Here is a 17,793-nt window from a genome sequence, read left to right as displayed (position 1 = left end):
GATATCGCGCATTGTCGGGATGAAAGATGTGGCCGGTCGCTTCTAGACCGAAAAGGTCAACATCGTTAGGGCAAGATGATCCAAAAACTGGAACAATCAGTTGCAAGACAATCATTTTAGGATCTCGCGACGCTCCGCGTTGCAGTTGGCAGCAGCATCCACAGCGCTGTCTATGACAGGTATGACCTATGCTTCTACTCCCCTACAGGAGTTCGCCGCAGGGCTTCGAGACCAGCCTTTCGATCGAGGATGGACGTTCTTTCGCGGAGATATGGCCGAAGCCTCAACCCCTATCTTCAACGATTCCGGCTGGCGACGCCTTGTCCTGCCGCACGACTGGAGCATTGAGGATTTGGAGCCTCAGGAACCGTCCGTCAACGCGGTGATCCGGGATGTCGATACTGCGCCGATCTGGGCTCCCGTCAAGGACGCACCGAGGATGATCGGTCCTTTTGAGGGTGCGCCGCCGCCGCTGCTGATTGCGGCTACGCGAAGCGCAGGAGGAAGGCATACGGGCTATACTGTGGGGGGCGTGGGTTGGTATCGTAAGCGTTTCTCCCTCCCCGTTCTGCCCGCCGATGCTTATATTGAGCTGGTATTCGACGGAATTTACGGGACTGCTGAGTTCTGGCTCAACGGCGAGCATATCGCTTCCAACGTCTATGGTTATTCGCCCATCGCACTCGATTTGACGCCGCATATCCGTGCGACGGGCGACAATGTTCTGGCTGTGCGAGTTTCCAATTTGGGCAGTAACAGCCGATGGTATTCCGGGTCCGGCATTTACCGCGCGGTTCGCCTCAATGTCACGCGCGCCTCTCGCTTCAGTCGCTGGGGAGTGCGCGTCACCACGCCGGAGATCAATGCCGACCGTGCTGCCGTTGCCGTTCGAGCGCGCGTCGAGAACATAAAACCGGGCTCGACTATCGCTGTGGCGCTGCGTGACGCCAGCGGACGTGTAGTCGCTCGGGGCGAAGCTCCCGCTACCGCCGAAACTACCTTGTCGATGGAGATTTCCAGACCGCGCACATGGTCGCCTGATAGGCCTGCCTTGTACAAGGCAGAATGCACGCTTCACGAGGCAGGGGGCGTGGTAGATCGGATGGCTACCACCTTTGGCGTGCGCCAGATCGAGATAGACGTCGAGCGCGGACTTTTGATCAATGGCACGCCCACCAAGCTACGGGGCGGCTGCATCCATCATGACAATGGATTGATCGGCGCGGTCGCGATCGACAGGGCGGAAGAACGCAAGATCGAACTGCTCAAGGCACGAGGTTTCAATGCGATCAGGACATCCCACAACCCGCCGTCGTCGAGCTTTCTCGACGCCTGCGACCGATTGGGTATGCTTGTCGTCGAGGAAGCATTCGACAGCTGGACCATTCCCAAGATCCCGGATGATTATCACGTCTATTTCCAGGAGCATTGGCGCCGCGACCTGAGCGCGTTCGTAGAACGTGATGCCAATCACCCCAGCGTCATCATCTGGAGCATCGGGAACGAAATACCGGAGAAATATCGGCCCCTGGGCGTCGATATTGCCCGCCAGATGGTAGAGGAAATCCGCCAACTTGATCCCACCCGCCCGATCACCGCCGGTATCAACGGATGGAATGGGGCGGCCGTGACCCGGAGCGACGGAACGCCTGACCAAGCGGCTACCCAGTTCCTGGATATCGCAGGGTACAACTATAATTACGTCGCCTATGAGAAGGAACATTCCCAATATCCGGGACGCCTATTTCTAGGCACCGAGAGCTTCCCCAAAGACGTGGCAGCGATTTGGAGCACGATCAATCGCGTTCCTTATGCACTCGGCGACTTCGTCTGGACCGCGATGGATTACTATGGCGAGTCTGGCGTCGGGATGTCGGCCTTGGAAGAAACTGACCCCTTCCAGTCCAAATATCCTTGGGTTAACGCCTTTTGCGGCGACATCGACCTTATTGGCCAGCAAAAGCCGCAATCCTTGTTGCGGGATGTTGTCTGGGGGATCAGCCCGATCGAGATAAGCGTCATTCGGCCTCTGCCGGAAGGCAAGAAGCCGTTCCATTCCAATTGGGGCTGGGGCGATGAGCTTCAAAGCTGGACCTGGCCCGGCCATGAGAACAAATCCATCGACGTGAGGGTATTCAGCCGGGGGGACCGCGTCGTCCTCACCCTCAATGGAAAGACTGTCGGTGAGCGGTCGATGGTGGAGGCGGACGGCCCAGAGGTTCGGTTCACGTTGCCCTATACGCCTGGAAAACTCGTAGCATCGGCTTACAAGGGCAAGACCCTCATCGGCCGCCGCACGCTGGAGACAGCCGGGTCGGCGGCGGCGTTGCGTCTTGACATTGACCGGGCTCGCATCAGCGCGAGCCCGAACGATCTCGCCTACGTCACCATAAGCGTTGTTGACGCCCACGGTCGGATTTTGCCCGACGATGCGCGCGTGCTTCAGGCGGTGCTCAACGGGCCGGTGGAACTCGCCGGGTTCGGCAATGCCAACCCTCGTGGCGTGGCAAGTCTACAGCAACCCATCGCCAAGACGTGGCACGGGCGAGCGCTGGCCATCGTGCGACCGACAGGAGCAATGGCAATCGCATCAATCACAGTCCGCTCAGAGGGCCTCGCGCCGGCGGTCGCTCGACTAGCCATTGTTTAAGCCCGTCAGCCAAGGTGGATAGCGAAAGATATAACTTTAGGGATTTTGAAAAACGCTTGTAGGCTCTCTGTCTGTTGCAGCAAAATGAGTCTGGGAGTGGACTGTGACCGGTGGCGTGAGAGCTGCAGGGCGCTGGACTGGTGCCGGTTTTGCGCCGGTCTAGGGTCAGGACCTATTAAATCTCTTGCCGAGCGGAAGATTGGTTGATTCAATGGCTGCGTGAGGAGACGTTGCCATGAGTGATCTGATTTGGCTGTCGGAGGCGCAGATGCGCCGGATCGAGCCCTATTTTCCTCTTTCTCACGGCGTGCCGCAGGTGGATGATCGTCGGATCATCAGCGGTATCATCTTCGTCATCAGGAACGGCTTGCGATGGCGCGATGCGCCCGCCGACTATGGTCCGCCCAAGACGATCTATAATCGTTTCATCCGGTGGAGCCGTCTCGGTGTGTTCAACAAGATTTTCTCCGCCCTTTCGGCGCAAGGCGGCAAGCCAGACCAGTTGATGATCGATGCGACGCATCTGAAGGCGCACCGGACAGCTGCCAGTCTGTTAAAAAAGGGGCTGTTCCCAGACGTATCGGACGCACCAAAGGCGGCCTGAACTCGAAGCTCCACGCCGTGTGCGACGGCAAGGGCAGGCCACTGGTCATGCTGCTAAGCGAGGGCCAGATGAGCGATTACAAGGGAGCAGCCCTGATGCTCGACGCTTTGCCCCGTGCCAAAGCCCTGCTCGGCGATCGAGGCTATGACGCCGACTGGTTCCGCAAGGCCCTCGCCGAACGCAACATCACGGCCTGCATCCCGTCAAAGCGGAACCGGAAGGTCCCGATCCCGCACGACGCTATGCTATACCGCCAGCGTCACAAGATCGAGAATATGTTCGGCAGGCTCAAGGACTGGCGGCGCATCCAGACCCGCTACGATCGCTGCGCTCACACCTTGATGTCAGCCATCTGCATCGCTGCAACCGTCATCTTCTGGATTAGAGCGGTTTTCGATCAGTCTGGATCATGGCCGCACGAGCTGAAGTAGTTGGCACATTCGGCGGGCTGGAAGATGTCGTCGAGCGTGCCGATGAGGCCCCAGAGGCCGCTGACGGTGCGCTCGCCTGCTTTTCGGAGCATGGCCTTGAGGCGAGAGAAAGCCTCCCTGCATCAGGGACCGGATTCCAGCGAGTTGCTCGCAAGCGTAAGGGCGAGCCAAGCCGGCTGATATTCTTTTGCCCTCATTCCCTTCGGGCAAGTGAGGTCAGACATGCAACAACAAGAAAGGACGGAACTAGGATGTTTGATCCCTGCAAATTCATTCTCGCCTTTATGGAGAATTGGGAAAAGGCCGACCTGGAAGGAGCAATGGCGTGCGTGAGCGATGACATATCCTTCACGCCCGACCTGATCTCAGAGCCAGTGGTCGGCCGCGAAAAGGTTCGGAAGCTCTGGGGCTTCTATATGAAGATGATGCAGGAATATCGCATGGATCTGTGTCATGTGATTGGAACGGACAAGGTGGTGTTCCTCGAACGCGTGGAGCATGTCCTGACGCCGGAAGCGGAAAGGCTCGCGCTGCCGATCGTGGGCGTCTTCGAACTTGACGACAATAACAAGATCAAGGTCTGGCGCGATTATGTGGAAAGCACCACCATGCCCGGTGCGGGAGAAAGTCAGGCTGTTCTCTCGCTGGCTTAGCCGAGGACGTGTCGGACCGCCGTAGCGGTCCGACACACGCCATGGACCCAAATTCCCTGGACCGACCTGTCCAATTGTCAAAGTAGTGCCACGGGCGTCACGGGGCTGCCCGTGCCGCCGATAATCATCAGCGGAGGGGCGAAGAAGAGGGGGTCATATTGGTTGAGCCGCGCGCACTGCTTGCCGAGCGCTTCCAGATCGCAATTTTCGAGCAGCTACATGCCTATGGCGACTGGGGTGATGGCATGGAAGCCTGATCGAACGGTTGCGGGGGGATATCCATGTCCGCCCATCAGAGGATTGATCCCCGTGAAGCTCATGGCCTCCTCTTTATCACTAGGGGATTTTTAGCTATGGAACATAGCAATAGGCAACTCTACTTTCATCGAAAGTGGCAATAAAGGCCGCAGCCGGGGGTAACAACGGGACCGGATGCAGGGAATATGGGGAGAATTATGAAATGGCGCTGATCAGCACCTTTTCGACATCGGCCAGTCCATCTGCACATCGGCTCGACGGCTGGAACAGCTTCCTGCAAGCCGCCTTTCCGGGAATCGTGGTCAATGCCGCACGCGACATCCACGGCCGGAGCAAAACCTTCCTCCTCGGCGACATCAGCGTCTCCAAGATCCAGTCGGAACGAGCGACCGTCCGGCGGTGGATCGACGGACCCGCGACCCGATGTGAAGGACGGGCCAAGCTGCACATCCAGACCGCCGGGATCAGCACGACGACCCAGCGGGGCCGCACAGTATCGCTTTCGGTGGGCGATGCGACCTGCGTGCTGACCGATGAACCTTATGAGCTGGAAATTTCCGACCGCAATGAGATGCTGGTCATCGAATTTCCGGTTGCCGCCATGCGTGACCGGCCAATTCAGCCCGCCGTCACGATAGATCGGGCAATGCCGGTAAACGGCGTGCTGCGAGACATGGCGGGATCGCTGTTCCAACAGAATTGGCCCGGCGATATCGCCGCCGAGGAGGCGGAAGCTGTGGGCAAGAGCATTTCCCAGCTCGTCCCGCTTGTCGTCGGCAATGCCCCCATGCCGGTTGAGCAGGACAATTCGGACCTGCGCCGCCGTATCTTCGCGTTCATCGACGGGAATATTTCCGACAGCGCGATGCGGACGGGGAAGATCGCTGATTCGCTGGGCATCCAGCCGCGCGACGTGCAGGCCGTCTTCGCCGAACTCGCGACGACGCCGACCACCTATATCATCGAACGCCGTCTTTTCCTCGCAGCGCAGCGGCTGGGCGGTGAAAGCTGCCAGCCGGCTCTGACCGACCTTGCCTACGACCTGGGATTTTCCGACGCCGCCCATTTCTGCCGCCGCTTCAAGTCCCGCTTCGGCATTTCGCCCGGCGCCTATGCCCGGCAACGCGGCTGGCACTGACGGGAACGGCGCCGCAATCGTTCAAGAGCAGCTTCCCACGCGTTCAATACCTGCAAGCCGACGCTGCCTATAGCTCCGCAATATCATTCAATCAGACACGCATGATATTTGGGGAGGAAATAATGCAAACAGCGATTTATGGCGCGATCAGCGTCCTTGCGCTCGGCTTCGGCATGGCCGCGCACGCGCAGACGGAGGCATCGGCCACCGAAGAACGGGCCAAGCCGTCGAACGACAATTTCGGCATTCAGGACATCGTCGTCACCGCCCAGAAGCGCAGCGAAAGCGCGCAGACGGTTCCCATCGCTATCAGCGCCTTTTCGGCTGAATCGATCAGTGAACGATCCGTCGGCAATGTCGCGCAGCTTTCGGGTCTTTCGCCTAACGTGAACCTGGACGCGGGCACGCCCTTTTCCGGTTCCACCGCCGTCCTTTCCGCCTTCATTCGCGGCATCGGTTCGGACGACTTCGCATTCAATATCGACCCCGGCGTCGGCATCTATCTCGATGGCGTCTACCTCGCCCGGACGGTCGGCGCGAATCAGGATTTGCTGGATGTGGAGCGCGTCGAAATCCTGAAGGGGCCGCAAGGCACGCTGTTCGGCCGCAACACCATCGGCGGCGCGATCTCCATCGTCACGCGCAATCCGGGCGATGAGTTCAAGTTCACCGGCGACGTCACCACCGGCAGCTTCAATCTGTTGCAGGCGCGCGGCAGCGTGGACCTGCCCATAGCCAAGGATCTCGCGGCCTCCGTCACCTTCGGCATCAAGAGCCGCGATGGTTATGTCCGCCGCATTCCCTTTGCCGATCCGCTGGCGGCCAACAGCTCCAGCTATACTGCTTTCCCCAGCTCAGGCTTCGGCAAATCCAATCGCGAAGGCGGCAACAACGACTGGAGCCTGCGCGGCAAGCTGCACTGGAAGGGCGACGCGGTTTCCCTGACCCTTACCGGCGACTATTCGCGGGAAAACTCCACCGGCCTGCCCAATACGCTGCTGGCCACGGTGCCCAATGTGCCGGGGCCATTTGCCGGGACCACCAACCTGCCGGGCACTGGATTCGACCCAACGAGCACCACCGGCTTCCTGTTTGCCGGACTCTATAATTTCTGCATCGGCGCCACCCCGGCAGAGATCGCTGCACGCAACGCCCAGGCGATGTGCGGGGTGCGGGGCACGCAGTTCAACACGACCCTGCGTCAGCCGCCGCTGGCCAGTGTCAATGTCGACGGCAATCCGAACAATGATCTGCTGCCATTCGACAACCGCTTTCTGACCGGCGACAAGGACACCACCTACGCCACCGGCAACAGCTTCTCGCGCCTTACCAATTGGGGTTTGGCGGGCACGCTCGAATGGGAACTCACGCCCAATGTGACGGTGAAGTCGATCACCGCCTACCGCCAGCTCAACTGGAAATCGGGCATGGATGCCGACGGTACGCCGCTCAACTTCCTCCAGCTCAGCTTCGCCATGAACCAGTGGCAGTTCAGCCAGGAACTCCAGCTGCTCGGTTCGGCGTTGGACGACAAGCTGAAGTTCGTCGCTGGCGGCTATTATTTCAAGGAAAAGGGCGACCTTCACGACTATGTGACATTCGCCGAAGGCCTGTTGCAGGTTGACGGCCCCAACCAGCTCGAAACGCAGAACTACGCCTTTTTCGGCCAGATCGACTATCGTCCCATCGACCTGATCGGCGTCACCATTGGCGGCCGCTACACGCATGAATCGAAGCTTTTCGAGGGCGGCCAGCAGGATTTGAACGGCTTCAACTACAAGCTGTTCGGGTGCAGCGATGATCAGGGCAATATCACGCCCAACGGCCCGTTCCCGCTCGCGCCGGTTACGTGCCAGCAGGGGCTTGAATATCCTGATCCGAACAACCCGATCCGCGTCTACGCGCCGGGCGTGAACAAGCAAGTGTTCAATAATTTTTCGCCCAAGGTCGGCATACAGCTTCACCCCGCCGAAAAGGTGATGATCTACGGCAGCTGGTCCAAGGGGTACAAGACCGGCGGCTGGACCACGCGTCTCACCAACCCGCAATTGCTGGCGCAGCCCTTCGGCCCGGAAAAGGCAACCACCTGGGAACTGGGCCTGAAATCGACCCTGCTCGACAACATGCTCCAGTTCAACATGGCGGCCTTCACCACCGATTACAAAGGCATCCAGCTGAACTTCCAGCAGGGCACCTCTCCCACCATACGCAATGCGGGCGACGCACGGATCAAGGGCGTCGAGCTCGAGCTGGTCGCCGCGCCCGTCCGTGGTCTGACGCTCAATGGTTCGGTGGGTTATATCGACGCCCACTACACGTCGGTCCTGCCGGGGGTGATCGCGGTCAGCGGCCCCAACGCGCTGCAAGCTGGCACCTTCGCGGGCGCCGATCTGCCCAAGACGCCGTCGTGGAAGACCAACTTCTCGCCGCGTTATCAACTTGCACTCGCCAATGGTGGCTCGATCGTCATGGTGGCCGACTGGACGCATACCACCAGCGTCTGGAACAATGCCCAGCGCACCCTGCTGCTGAAGCGTCCATCGACCAATGTGGTCAACGCATCAATCACCTATCGCACGCCGGGCGACAACTGGTCGCTTACCGTGGGCGGGACGAACCTGACCAACGATCGCTACCTGACCACAGGCAACGCGAATGTTGCAGCGGGCACGATCTACGGCACTTATAACCGTCCAACCGAATGGTATGCCCGTCTGGGGGCGAAGTTCTGATCATGCCCCGCGATATCCGTGCAGCAGTGACCCGCGCCGGTGGCAAGACCGCCATCGAGACTCTCTCCCTAGACGACCCAAGGCCTGACGAGGTCCTGGTCGAACTGGTCGCCACCGGCATCTGCCACACGGATATCGTGATGCGTGACGGCCTGCTCCCCGTGCCCACGCCCGTCGTGCTGGGGCATGAGGGAGCAGGTCGGATACTCGCCGTGGGGGAGGGCGTTACCGGACTCCAGCCCGGCGATCCGGTGGTGCTTAGCTTTGCGAGCTGCGGTCACTGCCGGAATTGCGACGATCGTCAGCCAGCCTATTGCCGCGATTTCGTCCCCAACAATTTCCTGGCGGCGCGCTCCGATGGATCGACCGCTCTCCGCAATTCGGACGGGCCGGTCCACAGCCATGTGTTCGGCCAATCATCCTTTGCCACCCACGCTGTCGTGCCTGCCCGCAACGCCGTGCGCGTGGCAGAAGACGCACCGCTTGAATTGCTCGGACCGCTGGGCTGCGGGCTTCTGACTGGAGCGGGCGCGGTCTGGAACGCGCTGGGCGTGCGAAGAAATGACAGCATCCTCATCCTCGGCACCGGGGCGGTAGGGCTGGCGGCGATCATGGCGGCGCGCATCACGGGAGCAGCGCAAATCGTCGCCGTCGATCGTTCGCCCGAACGCGTCGCCCTCGCGCGCGAGCTTGGCGCAACCCACGCTCATGTCGCCGACGGCCGCCCGCTGGGAGATTCCGGCATCCGCGATCTTGACCACGCCATCGACACCACCGGCCACGCGCCGTTGATCGAACAGGCGATTGCCCTGCTAGCACCGCGCGGGCAAATGGGTCTGGTGGCCGCCTTTGCGCCGGACACCGCCATCCGCTTCGACGGTGCGCATCTGATGAGCGCCGGGCGCGTGGTGCGCGGTATCGTCGAAGGCTCGGCCGATCCGCATGACATCATTCCCCGCATGATCGAGCACTGGCGGACAGGCGATTTCCCGATAGAGAAACTGGTGGAATTCTACCCATTCGAACAGCTGGCAGAAGCCATCGCAGCAGCCGAAACCGGCCGCGTGATCAAGCCCATTTTGAGGATGCAATGACCATGGACAATTTCCGCCTGTTGATCGACGGGACGCTCGTTGACGGCGCGTCCGGCCTTCCCGTCGTCAATCCTGCGACTGGCCTGCCCTTTGCAAACGCAGCACGGGCCGACGCGGTGCAACTCGATCAGGCAGTGAGCGCCGCCCGCCGCGCCTTCCCTTCCTGGTCCGCACTTGGCTGGAGTGAGCGGCGCGCCATGCTGGAAACATTGGCCGACGCTATGGAATCACGCCTCCATGATTTCGCTCGCTTGCTCACGCTCGAACAAGGCAAGCCGCTCGACCAGGCGACATTCGAAACTGGCGGGTCCATTGCGGCACTGCGCTATTTCGCAAGTCTTCAACTTCACGACCGGATATTGCGGGAAACAGGCGAGGAACGCATCGTCGAATTCCGCTCGCCGCTGGGTGTCGTGGCCGCAATCACACCGTGGAACTTCCCGATCATGCTGCTGATGCTGAAACTCGCGCCCGCGCTCATTGCAGGCAATGTGGTGATTGCCAAACCCGCGCCCACCACGCCTCTGACGACGCTGCTGCTCGGTGAGGTCGCCGCCCCGATCTTGCCCGGCGGCGTGTTCCAGACGATCGTGGACGCGAACGACCTCGGCCCGCTGCTAACCGCCCATTCCGGCATCGCCCATGTCAGTTTCACCGGCTCTACGGCGACCGGCAAGAAGGTGCTGGCCAGCACCGCCGACACCCTGAAGCGCTCCACATTGGAACTGGGGGGTAACGACGCCGCGCTTGTTCTGGAGGACGCCGACACCGCCACGGTGGCGCCCGCAATCTTCCAGGCCGCGATGGTCAATAGCGGTCAGGTCTGTCTTGCCGCCAAGCGCGTCTATACCCCTTCCAGCAAATATGACGCGCTTTGTGATGCGCTCGCTGCCCTTGCAGACCGCGCCCTGGTAGGCGACGGGCTTGAACAGGGCACGCAGATCGGCCCCATCCAGAACCGGCTCCAGTTCGAAAAGCTGCTGGGCTATCTTGCTGACGCGCATGACAGCGGACGGGTGATCGCGGGGGGACATGCGCTGGAGAGAGATGGCTTCTTCATAGCTCCCACGGTCGTCCGCGACATTCCTGACGACGCCAAGCTGGTTGCCGAAGAACAATTTGGTCCGGTGATCCCTGTCCTGTCGTATGACAGCCTGGACGATGCCATCGCCCGCATCAATGCAAGCGAATATGGACTTGGCGGCACGGTGTGGACATCCGATCCGGCCGCCGGGGAAGCGGTCGCCCGGCGCATCGAAAGCGGCACGGTCTGGGTGAACCGCCACCTTTCGCTTCCCTTCGACATACCGTTCGGCGGCGCCAAGCAGTCGGGCATCGGCCGCCAGCAGGGCATCGAGGGGCTGGAGGAGTTCACCCAGGCTCGGGTCGTGAACGTCAATCTTGCTCCGCTGGGGTGAGCGCCTGTGGTCAGACTGACGGCAAGATGCCCAGCAGATCAACAGCGCAATGCGACAGCGTCATTCTGAAGAAGGCTGTGATCGTTGCTCAGCAGCCATTCCACCATCGTAAGTTTCTACCAGAGAAACGAACGAGTGAAGGGCAATAGCTTCAAGCGTCGACATGATCGGCTCGAATGGTTTCTCGTAGCCGCCAAAAGGCGTCAGTCCTTCCATCGACGCAGAGATGAATAGAGCGATTGCCTTGCGGTCCTCAAAAGACAGATCTGGTCGCATCTCGCCTATTATTTCGGCCAGCGGCGCGCGGGCGCGTTCGTACAATTCTTGCACACGGCCCAGCACGAAACTATCGTGATTGGACAGCGCCCAAAGTTCGGGAAAGAGGTGCGTCGTTTTCTTGCTGCGAATATCCTCCAGGATTAACCGGCAGATGCGCTGCAGCCGTTCGGCGGGCGGCCCCGGCAAATGGATGATTTGGTCAAACTCCACCTCATAGCCACGGATCACCGCTTCCAGCAGTTCGCGGACCAGATCATCGCGGCTGCGATAATGATAGGTCAGGTTGCCGAACTTGATGCCGCAGTCGGTCGCGACTCGGCGCATGCTCATCGCGCGATAGCCCTCCTCGATCAGGATGTTGAGGGCGGTATGGAGGATAAGCTCGCGCGTCTCGTGCCCCTTGGAATAGCCGCCATCCCGTTCCGTCATGATCAGGGCCGCCGCCTGGCCTTCCGCCTTATCCATCTGAATATCCGTTATTTTCCGTTCAATCAGGTGAACTATAGAGGTTCGTATAAATATGTCGAATGACAAATTTAGGTCACTTGACAGAATTGTTGCCGTTTATTCATAATCATCCTCAAGCGGACGGGATCCGCAGTGGGAGATTACAAACATGCGGTCCATTGGTCTGAGCTTGCTGCTTGGCGCGGCAATGCCCTTGTCAGCATCTGCCGACACCACAAAATTTCCTACGCCTTTGCCCGAAGAAACACTGCCCAGTGTCACGGAACTGCCTGTTAATTGGCCGAAAAGCTGGGTCTTGATCCATGATCTCAACTTCGCCTCTATCCTCGACGGCAAGCTGGCGCTGGTCGATACTCGCTCGGCGGACCGGCCACTTAAGGGGCTGGTACGCGCGGCCCAATTCGCCAATGAACTGGTAGCGCAGGATCGCGGCGAGATTTACACCGCAGAAACATTCTACAGCCGTCTCACGCGCGGGGAGCGAACCGACGCCATAACCATATGGGATATGAAAACGCTTCAACCCAAGGGTGAGATCGTCCTGCCCGGTAGCAAGCGCCAGTTGTCCGTTACCTATCCCAACGTTTTCCAGTTCACCAATGGCGGCAAATGGGCGCTGGTCGCCAATTTCACTCCGGCCCAGTCGATCACCGTCGTCGATCTGGAAGGGCGCAAGGTGCTGGGGGAAATTGACCTGCCCGGCTGCACTCAAATCTATCCCAGCGGCCAGCGCGGCTTCAGCAGCCTGTGCGCCGACGGATCGATCTTTAGCGTGACGCTGGACGAAAAGGGGCAGGCGGCCTCCTCCAGCAGCGTCGCCAGGGTGCAGGATATTGACCGGCAGCCGCTGTTCGGCACGCCCGCCATGGTGGGCCGCACCGCCTGGTTCGTCAGCTATTATGGCATGGTCCAGGGCATCGACCTGTCCGTACCCGTTGCCAGGCCACTTCCGGGCGCCTTCAGCGTCGGCAAGGCGGACGGCGGCGCCCCGCAATGGCGGCCGGGCGGCTGGCAGGTCATCGCCTCGGACGCCAAGGGGCTGCTCTATGTACTGATGAGCCCCAACGGCAAGGAAGGCAGCCACAAGGATGGCGGCACCGAAGTCTGGGTCATCGATCCGGTCAGGAAGATGCGCCTCTCCCGTATCGCGCTCAAGGGGCAGGGGCTGGCCATCGCGGTGACGCGTGAGGATGCGCCGCAACTGATCGTGGCGCGGGCGGACGGCGTGATCGACGTGCATGATGCCGCGACCGGTGCTTTCGTCCGGACCCTGGGCGCAACGGTCGCGGCCAATCCCATCGTCATCACGGTGCCATGATGGCTGCGCTTTCCCTTTTCCTCGCCATGCTGCTGGGCGTGTCGGTGCTGCATAAGGCGATTGATCGCAAGCGCCTCGGGACGGCGGCGGCGCGGCTTGTGGGGGCCACAGCACCGGCTGGACCGCTGCTGCTGATCGCGGGGGGCGTTGCGGAAACGACCGCTTCCCTGTGTCTGCTGATTGGACCACTGCGGTCGGTCGGCGCCATCATCGCACTGCTGCTGTGGGCACTCTATGCCCTGCTGCTGCTGCGCCGCCGGGGCCAGTCGCTTGATTGCGGTTGCGACCTCATAGCCCGGGAGCAGCTGGTCGGCTGGGTCCAGATCGCCCGCCCGGCGCTGCTCGCCGGTCTCGCAGCATTTGTGATCCTGTTGCCCCAGGCCCCCTTCACGCTCGATGCGCCCTTCGCCGCCGCCGGCTTCCTGGCGCTCTGGTTCGGTGCGGCCGAGCTCCTTGCCATTCCCCAGCCTGTTTGGAGGAAGAACTGATGCTAACATCCCAGATATTGCTTTGGGCCGCAGTGATTGCCCAAGCGCTGCTGATTGCGGCACTCGCCCGACAGGTCGGCATCCTGCACGAACGGATCGCTCCCGCAGGCGCGCTCACCCTGCATCAGGGCGTGAAGATCGGCGAGACGGCCACGCCGATGGACCTCATCACCATCGACGACGCAAAATTGCTCGTCGGCGGCAAACGCGATGGGCGCAGCCAGTTGCTCTTTTTCGCCTCACCCGACTGCCCGGTCTGCAAGTCGCTGCTGCCGGTGCTGCGCTCCGCCGCGCGCGCCGAGGCGGACTGGATCGATGTGGTGATCGCGGGGGATGGCGCAAAACCCGCCTATCGCGCCATGGCGTCCGACCATGGGCTGGTCGGCCTGCCGATCATTCTTTCCGAAGCCCTGGGCCGTGCCTTCGGCGTCGCGAAGCTGCCCTATGCCGTGCTGCTGGATGAAAATGGCAAGGTCGCCTCGCTCGGCCTCATCAACAGCCGTGAGCATCTAGAAAGCCTGTTCGAGGCAAAGGAACGCGGCGTCGCGTCGATCCAGGATTTCCTCGCCCGCCGGAAGGAGGCCTGAACCATGGCCGGTTTCGACAAGTTCACCGAACGGATGGCCCGGACCGTGGCGCGGGGCACGTCCCGCCGCTCCTTGCTGGCCTGGCTTGGGGCGGGGATGACCGGCACTGCCATGTTGCCCGCCTTGCCGGTGGCGCGCGCTGCCACCCACCCCGATGCCGCCCGGCCTGAAATGACCTCCGGCACGCCGCAAGATCCCGGCAATCCGGCGAGTTGCGATTATTGGCGCTATTGCGCGATCGACGGCTTCCTTTGTTCCTGTTGCGGCGGCACGGTCAACACCTGCCCACCGGGCACGGAAATGTCGCCTATCACCTGGATCGGCACCTGCACCAACCCTGCGGACGGCCGCGCCTATATCATCAGCTACAACGACTGTTGCGGCGTGTCCTCCTGTGGCCAGTGCCTGTGCAATCGCAATGAAGGCGACCGGCCGCAGGTCCGGCCACAGTCGAACAACGACTATAATTGGTGTCTGGGAACCGAAAGCAGCATCTACAATTGCTCGGTTGCAGCGATCGTCGGCACGGCCCTGGAGCAACCGAAATGAAGATCGCCCTGGGACTGGCCCTGCTGACGACTGCGGGGATGGCGCAAGCGGCGCAGGATGGCGCGACCATCTATAATCGCTGCGCTGCCTGCCACACCCGGACCGGCGCTGGCGTACCGGGCGCCTATCCGCCGTTGGGGCGCGATTTCCGTACCCTGGCCGCCAAGCCGGGTGGCCGCCGCTATCTGGCGCTGGCCGTAATCAAGGGACTGAACGGCCCGATCAACGTCGAGGGCAAGGCCTATCGCGGCATGATGCCGGCGCAGGGCGGGCTGGACGATGCTGGAGTGGCGGCAGTGCTCAACCATGTCGGCGGGTCGATCGCCAGCACCGGTCCCGATTTCAAGCCCTTCACCGATCGGGAAGTGGCCGGATATCGGGTTGGCGGCAAGGCGCTGAACGCCGCCGATGTCGCGAAACTCCATGAAGGGGCGGGCGGCAAGTGAAGCTGGCCCTGCTCGCTTTGGCAGGCCTTGTCGCATTATCCGCGACCTTGGCGGCTGGAGCGAGCGAGCGAGCGATGCCGGGCGTCGTCAATCCGCGTCAGGCCCATCAAGACTATATTTTGAAATGCCAGGGTTGCCATAGACCGGACGGGGGCGGCGACGATCGGTCCAATCCGCCGATGCGCGGCATCGTCGCCCGTTTTCTGACGGTGCCGGGCGGGCGGGCGTTCCTCGGCCAGGTGCCGGGCGTCGCCACGGTCGATTTGGACGACCGGCGATTGGCGGACCTCGTCAACTGGACACTTTACACTTTCGACGCAGAGCATCTGCCAATCGATTTCAGGCCTTATTCCGCCACGGAAATCGCTGCCTTGCGCCGCAACCCCCTGCGACTGGATCGCGTCGCTACAAGAGCGCGACTGGTGGCAGGTTTCGAACATGCAGGAATGGAACAGGGAAAACCATGATTGGAGTATAATCGATGGGGGAAGTATATACAGGGTTGGTAGCATGCGGCTGTGCGGCTTTCGCAGGTCTTGGCATGATGAATCCGGCGTTCGCGCAGGATGACGCGCAAGGTGAAATCGTCGTTACGGCGGCTAAGCGGTCGGAAAATGTACAGTCTGTCCCGATTTCTGTAACCGCCATAGGTGGTGATATGTTGGCAAAGTCGCGCGTCAGCAGCGTCGACAGCCTGGTGACGAAGGTCGCCAATCTCCAGCTCACCTCCATTGTAGGCGACAATACGCCGATTTTTGCGCTGCGTGGCGTGTCCATGTCCGATTATAGCCTCAACCAGTCGAGCCCGGTCGCCACCTATTATGATGAAGTTTATAAAGGCAATTTCGCCTTTCTCGGCGTTGCCATGTACGATCTCGAACGGGTCGAGGTGCTGCGCGGGCCGCAGGGCACGCTCTATGGCAAGAACACCACGGGCGGCGCGGTCAACATCATCAGCCGGGAAGCGAAGCTGGGTGAAACCAGCGGTTATGTGAACGCCGGTTATGGCAATTATAACCGGTTCGAGGCGAACGGCGCGGTCAATGTGCCGCTGGGCGAGAAAGCCGCCCTGCGCGTGGCGGGCACCTTTGCCAGGGCGGACGGCTGGTTCAGGAATGTCGAGCCCGGCATGCCGGACCTTGCCAGCACCCGCGAATATGCGTTTCGCGGAACGCTGAAGGCCCAGCCGGTCGAGGGGCTGACTTTCGTCCTGCGCGCCTCCACCAGTTTCCAGAACCCGCAAAATTACGGCATTTATGCCCAGCCCGAAGCCAACCATCGGCCCGGTCTGTCGCGCTGGGAGATTGCGTCCGACGTCTCCACCCGCCGCCGCGCCCGCACGACATCGGTAGCACTGACCACCAATGTCGATCTGTCCGATGCGATCGCGCTGACCAGCATCACGTCCTATGACAAGGGCACGCTCTTCTTCCGCGAGGATACGGACGGCACGGCAACCAAGCTGCTGGAAATCCCCTATTATGACAAGGCCAGCCAGTTCGCGCAGGATCTGCGCCTGACCAGCGACACGGGCGGTCCATTCGACTTCATCCTGGGCGTCTATTTCAACCGGGAAAAGGTCTTCAACCGCACCGCCTTTGAGATCGCGACCGATGTCGACGTGAACGCGGACGGCACCATCGACGCACAGGATTGTGCCGACGGCCTGCCGCTGGCCTGTAAGGTCCAGAACCAGTTCACCCAGGTGAAGAAGAGCGTCGCTGTCTATTCCGACCTTAAATATAAGATTGGCGAGGCGGTGACGCTACGTGGCGGCCTGCGCTATACCCATGATACCGGCCGCCAGAACGGCTTCATTTCGCAGGCGCTGGGTGTCGATGACAGCGTCGTCGCGACCCTGATCCCGCTGTCCGACCTGCGCTTCAGGAAAAACAATTTCTCCGGCAAGATCGGCCTCGACTACAAGCTGGCCGACGGCAACCTTCTCTATGCCAGCGTCAGCCGCGGCTATCGCGCGCCCAGCTTCAATGCTCAGGCCTTTTTCGATCCGTCCGAATTGTCGGTGGCCAAGGCGGAGCAGGTTACATCCTATGAAGTGGGCGCAAAGACCCAGTTCTGGGATCGCCGCATCACGCTAAACGTCGCCGGCTTCTATTATGATTACAAGAATCAGCAGTTCATCAACGTCGATCCGTCCAGCGCGGCGCAGACATTGCTCAACATCCCCAAGTCGCGCATCTATGGTGGCGAGGTCGAACTGACCGTGCGAGCCGCCGACATGCTGACCATGCGCGCGGGCTTGGGCGTTTTGTCTGCGAGGATCAAGCAGGGCACGGTCAGCGGCGTCGATGTGGGTGGCAATCGCCTGTCCAACGCGCCGAGCCTGACGCTCAACGGCGGGATCGACTGGACGGTTGCGCAAGGCGGCTTCGGCAGCCTCTCCTTCCACCCGGAAGTCGCCTATCAGTCGAGTCAATATTTCGAGGTGGTGAACATCCCCCGTCTGAAGCAAAAGGGCTATGCCCTGCTCAGCGGCCATATCGACTGGGAAAGCGCGAACGGGCGCTTCAATGCCTCGCTCTGGGCGAAGAACCTCACAAAGAAATTCTATTTCACCTCGCGCGTGGACCTGCTCGCGGGCTTTGGTTTCGATTATAATCACATCGGCAATCCGCGGACATATGGTGTGACGGTTGGCGCGAAGTTCTAAAGACAGCGC

At 61.0% G+C, this 17,793-nt stretch carries 15 protein-coding genes and 1 pseudogene; 14 read left to right on the top strand and 2 right to left on the bottom strand.

Features of this window, described 5'->3' with window-relative positions; translation table 11 throughout:
• Nucleotides 1-271: 271 nt before the first annotated feature.
• Complete coding sequence (locus tag ACZ5TB_RS08535; protein ID WP_464790897.1) at nucleotides 272-2,650, top strand: glycoside hydrolase family 2 TIM barrel-domain containing protein; 2,379 nt, start codon at nucleotides 272-274, stop codon at nucleotides 2,648-2,650.
• A gap of 235 nt (nucleotides 2,651-2,885) precedes the next feature.
• A protein-coding gene (locus ACZ5TB_RS08530) for an IS5 family transposase (RefSeq protein WP_464790896.1) occupies nucleotides 2,886-3,685 on the top strand; the annotation gives its coding sequence in 2 pieces (ribosomal slippage) (nucleotides 2,886-3,219 and nucleotides 3,219-3,685; 801 coding nt in all).
• On the opposite strand, the pseudogene ACZ5TB_RS08525 reads toward ACZ5TB_RS08530, so the two are convergent.
• Nucleotides 3,652-3,801, bottom strand: a pseudogene (locus ACZ5TB_RS08525) (IS630 family transposase); the annotation flags it as partial. The gene ACZ5TB_RS08530 and the pseudogene ACZ5TB_RS08525 sit on opposite strands and share 34 nt — an antisense overlap.
• A gap of 135 nt (nucleotides 3,802-3,936) precedes the next feature.
• Between ACZ5TB_RS08525 and ACZ5TB_RS08520 the strand changes: the two are divergent.
• The 5 genes from ACZ5TB_RS08520 (at nucleotide 3,937) to ACZ5TB_RS08500 (ending at nucleotide 10,978) form a co-directional block, all read left to right on the top strand.
• On the top strand, nucleotides 3,937-4,338 hold the full coding sequence (locus ACZ5TB_RS08520) for a nuclear transport factor 2 family protein (protein ID WP_464790895.1): 402 nt from the start codon (nucleotides 3,937-3,939) through the stop codon (nucleotides 4,336-4,338).
• 460 nt (nucleotides 4,339-4,798) lie between these two features.
• Nucleotides 4,799-5,734, top strand: coding sequence for a helix-turn-helix domain-containing protein (locus tag ACZ5TB_RS08515; protein ID WP_464790894.1), 936 nt, complete (start codon nucleotides 4,799-4,801; stop codon nucleotides 5,732-5,734).
• Nucleotides 5,735-5,856: 122 nt separating this feature from the next.
• A complete protein-coding gene (locus ACZ5TB_RS08510) occupies nucleotides 5,857-8,466 on the top strand; it encodes a TonB-dependent receptor (RefSeq protein ID WP_464790893.1) in 2,610 nt (869 codons plus the stop codon).
• 2 nt (nucleotides 8,467-8,468) lie between these two features.
• Complete coding sequence (locus tag ACZ5TB_RS08505) at nucleotides 8,469-9,560, top strand: NAD(P)-dependent alcohol dehydrogenase (RefSeq protein WP_464790892.1); 1,092 nt, start codon at nucleotides 8,469-8,471, stop codon at nucleotides 9,558-9,560.
• Nucleotides 9,557-10,978: an aldehyde dehydrogenase family protein gene (locus ACZ5TB_RS08500; protein WP_464790891.1), complete on the top strand. Its 1,422-nt coding sequence runs from the start codon at nucleotides 9,557-9,559 to the stop codon at nucleotides 10,976-10,978. Before ACZ5TB_RS08505 ends, ACZ5TB_RS08500 begins: the two co-directional genes overlap by 4 nt.
• A gap of 60 nt (nucleotides 10,979-11,038) precedes the next feature.
• Here ACZ5TB_RS08500 and ACZ5TB_RS08495 read toward each other — a convergent pair whose 3' ends face one another.
• Complete coding sequence (locus ACZ5TB_RS08495; RefSeq protein ID WP_464790890.1) at nucleotides 11,039-11,722, bottom strand: TetR/AcrR family transcriptional regulator; 684 nt, start codon at nucleotides 11,720-11,722, stop codon at nucleotides 11,039-11,041.
• A gap of 151 nt (nucleotides 11,723-11,873) precedes the next feature.
• Between ACZ5TB_RS08495 and ACZ5TB_RS08490 the strand changes: the two genes are divergently transcribed.
• The 7 genes from ACZ5TB_RS08490 (at nucleotide 11,874) to ACZ5TB_RS08460 (ending at nucleotide 17,784) form a co-directional block, all read left to right on the top strand.
• Nucleotides 11,874-13,043, top strand: a complete 1,170-nt coding sequence (locus tag ACZ5TB_RS08490; RefSeq protein WP_464790889.1) for an amine dehydrogenase large subunit — start codon at nucleotides 11,874-11,876, stop codon at nucleotides 13,041-13,043.
• Entirely contained in the window at nucleotides 13,040-13,531 is a 492-nt protein-coding gene (locus tag ACZ5TB_RS08485; protein ID WP_464790888.1) for a MauE/DoxX family redox-associated membrane protein, read from the top strand. The genes ACZ5TB_RS08490 and ACZ5TB_RS08485 overlap by 4 nt, the downstream gene beginning before the upstream one ends.
• The gene (locus tag ACZ5TB_RS08480) at nucleotides 13,531-14,118 is read left to right on the top strand and encodes a thioredoxin fold domain-containing protein (protein ID WP_464790887.1); all 588 of its coding nucleotides are present in this window, start codon (nucleotides 13,531-13,533) and stop codon (nucleotides 14,116-14,118) included. Before ACZ5TB_RS08485 ends, ACZ5TB_RS08480 begins: the two co-directional genes overlap by 1 nt.
• Before the next feature lie 3 nt (nucleotides 14,119-14,121).
• A complete protein-coding gene (locus ACZ5TB_RS08475) occupies nucleotides 14,122-14,667 on the top strand; it encodes a methylamine dehydrogenase light chain (RefSeq protein WP_464790886.1) in 546 nt (181 codons plus the stop codon).
• Nucleotides 14,664-15,113 carry a c-type cytochrome gene (locus ACZ5TB_RS08470; RefSeq protein WP_464790885.1) on the top strand — a complete coding sequence of 150 codons (450 nt, stop codon included), beginning with the start codon at nucleotides 14,664-14,666 and terminating at the stop codon, nucleotides 15,111-15,113. The genes ACZ5TB_RS08475 and ACZ5TB_RS08470 overlap by 4 nt, the downstream gene beginning before the upstream one ends.
• Nucleotides 15,110-15,580, top strand: a complete 471-nt coding sequence (locus ACZ5TB_RS08465) for a cytochrome C (RefSeq protein WP_464790884.1) — start codon at nucleotides 15,110-15,112, stop codon at nucleotides 15,578-15,580. Before ACZ5TB_RS08470 ends, ACZ5TB_RS08465 begins: the two co-directional genes overlap by 4 nt.
• Before the next feature lie 74 nt (nucleotides 15,581-15,654).
• The gene (locus tag ACZ5TB_RS08460; RefSeq protein ID WP_464790883.1) at nucleotides 15,655-17,784 is read left to right on the top strand and encodes a TonB-dependent receptor; all 2,130 of its coding nucleotides are present in this window, start codon (nucleotides 15,655-15,657) and stop codon (nucleotides 17,782-17,784) included.
• The last annotated feature ends 9 nt before the right edge of the window (nucleotides 17,785-17,793 follow it).

This window comes from Sphingobium sp. TomTYG74, from assembly GCF_055393875.1.
Note: the sequence above shows the minus strand (reverse complement) of the source record. Positions and strands in the feature narration are given on the sequence as shown.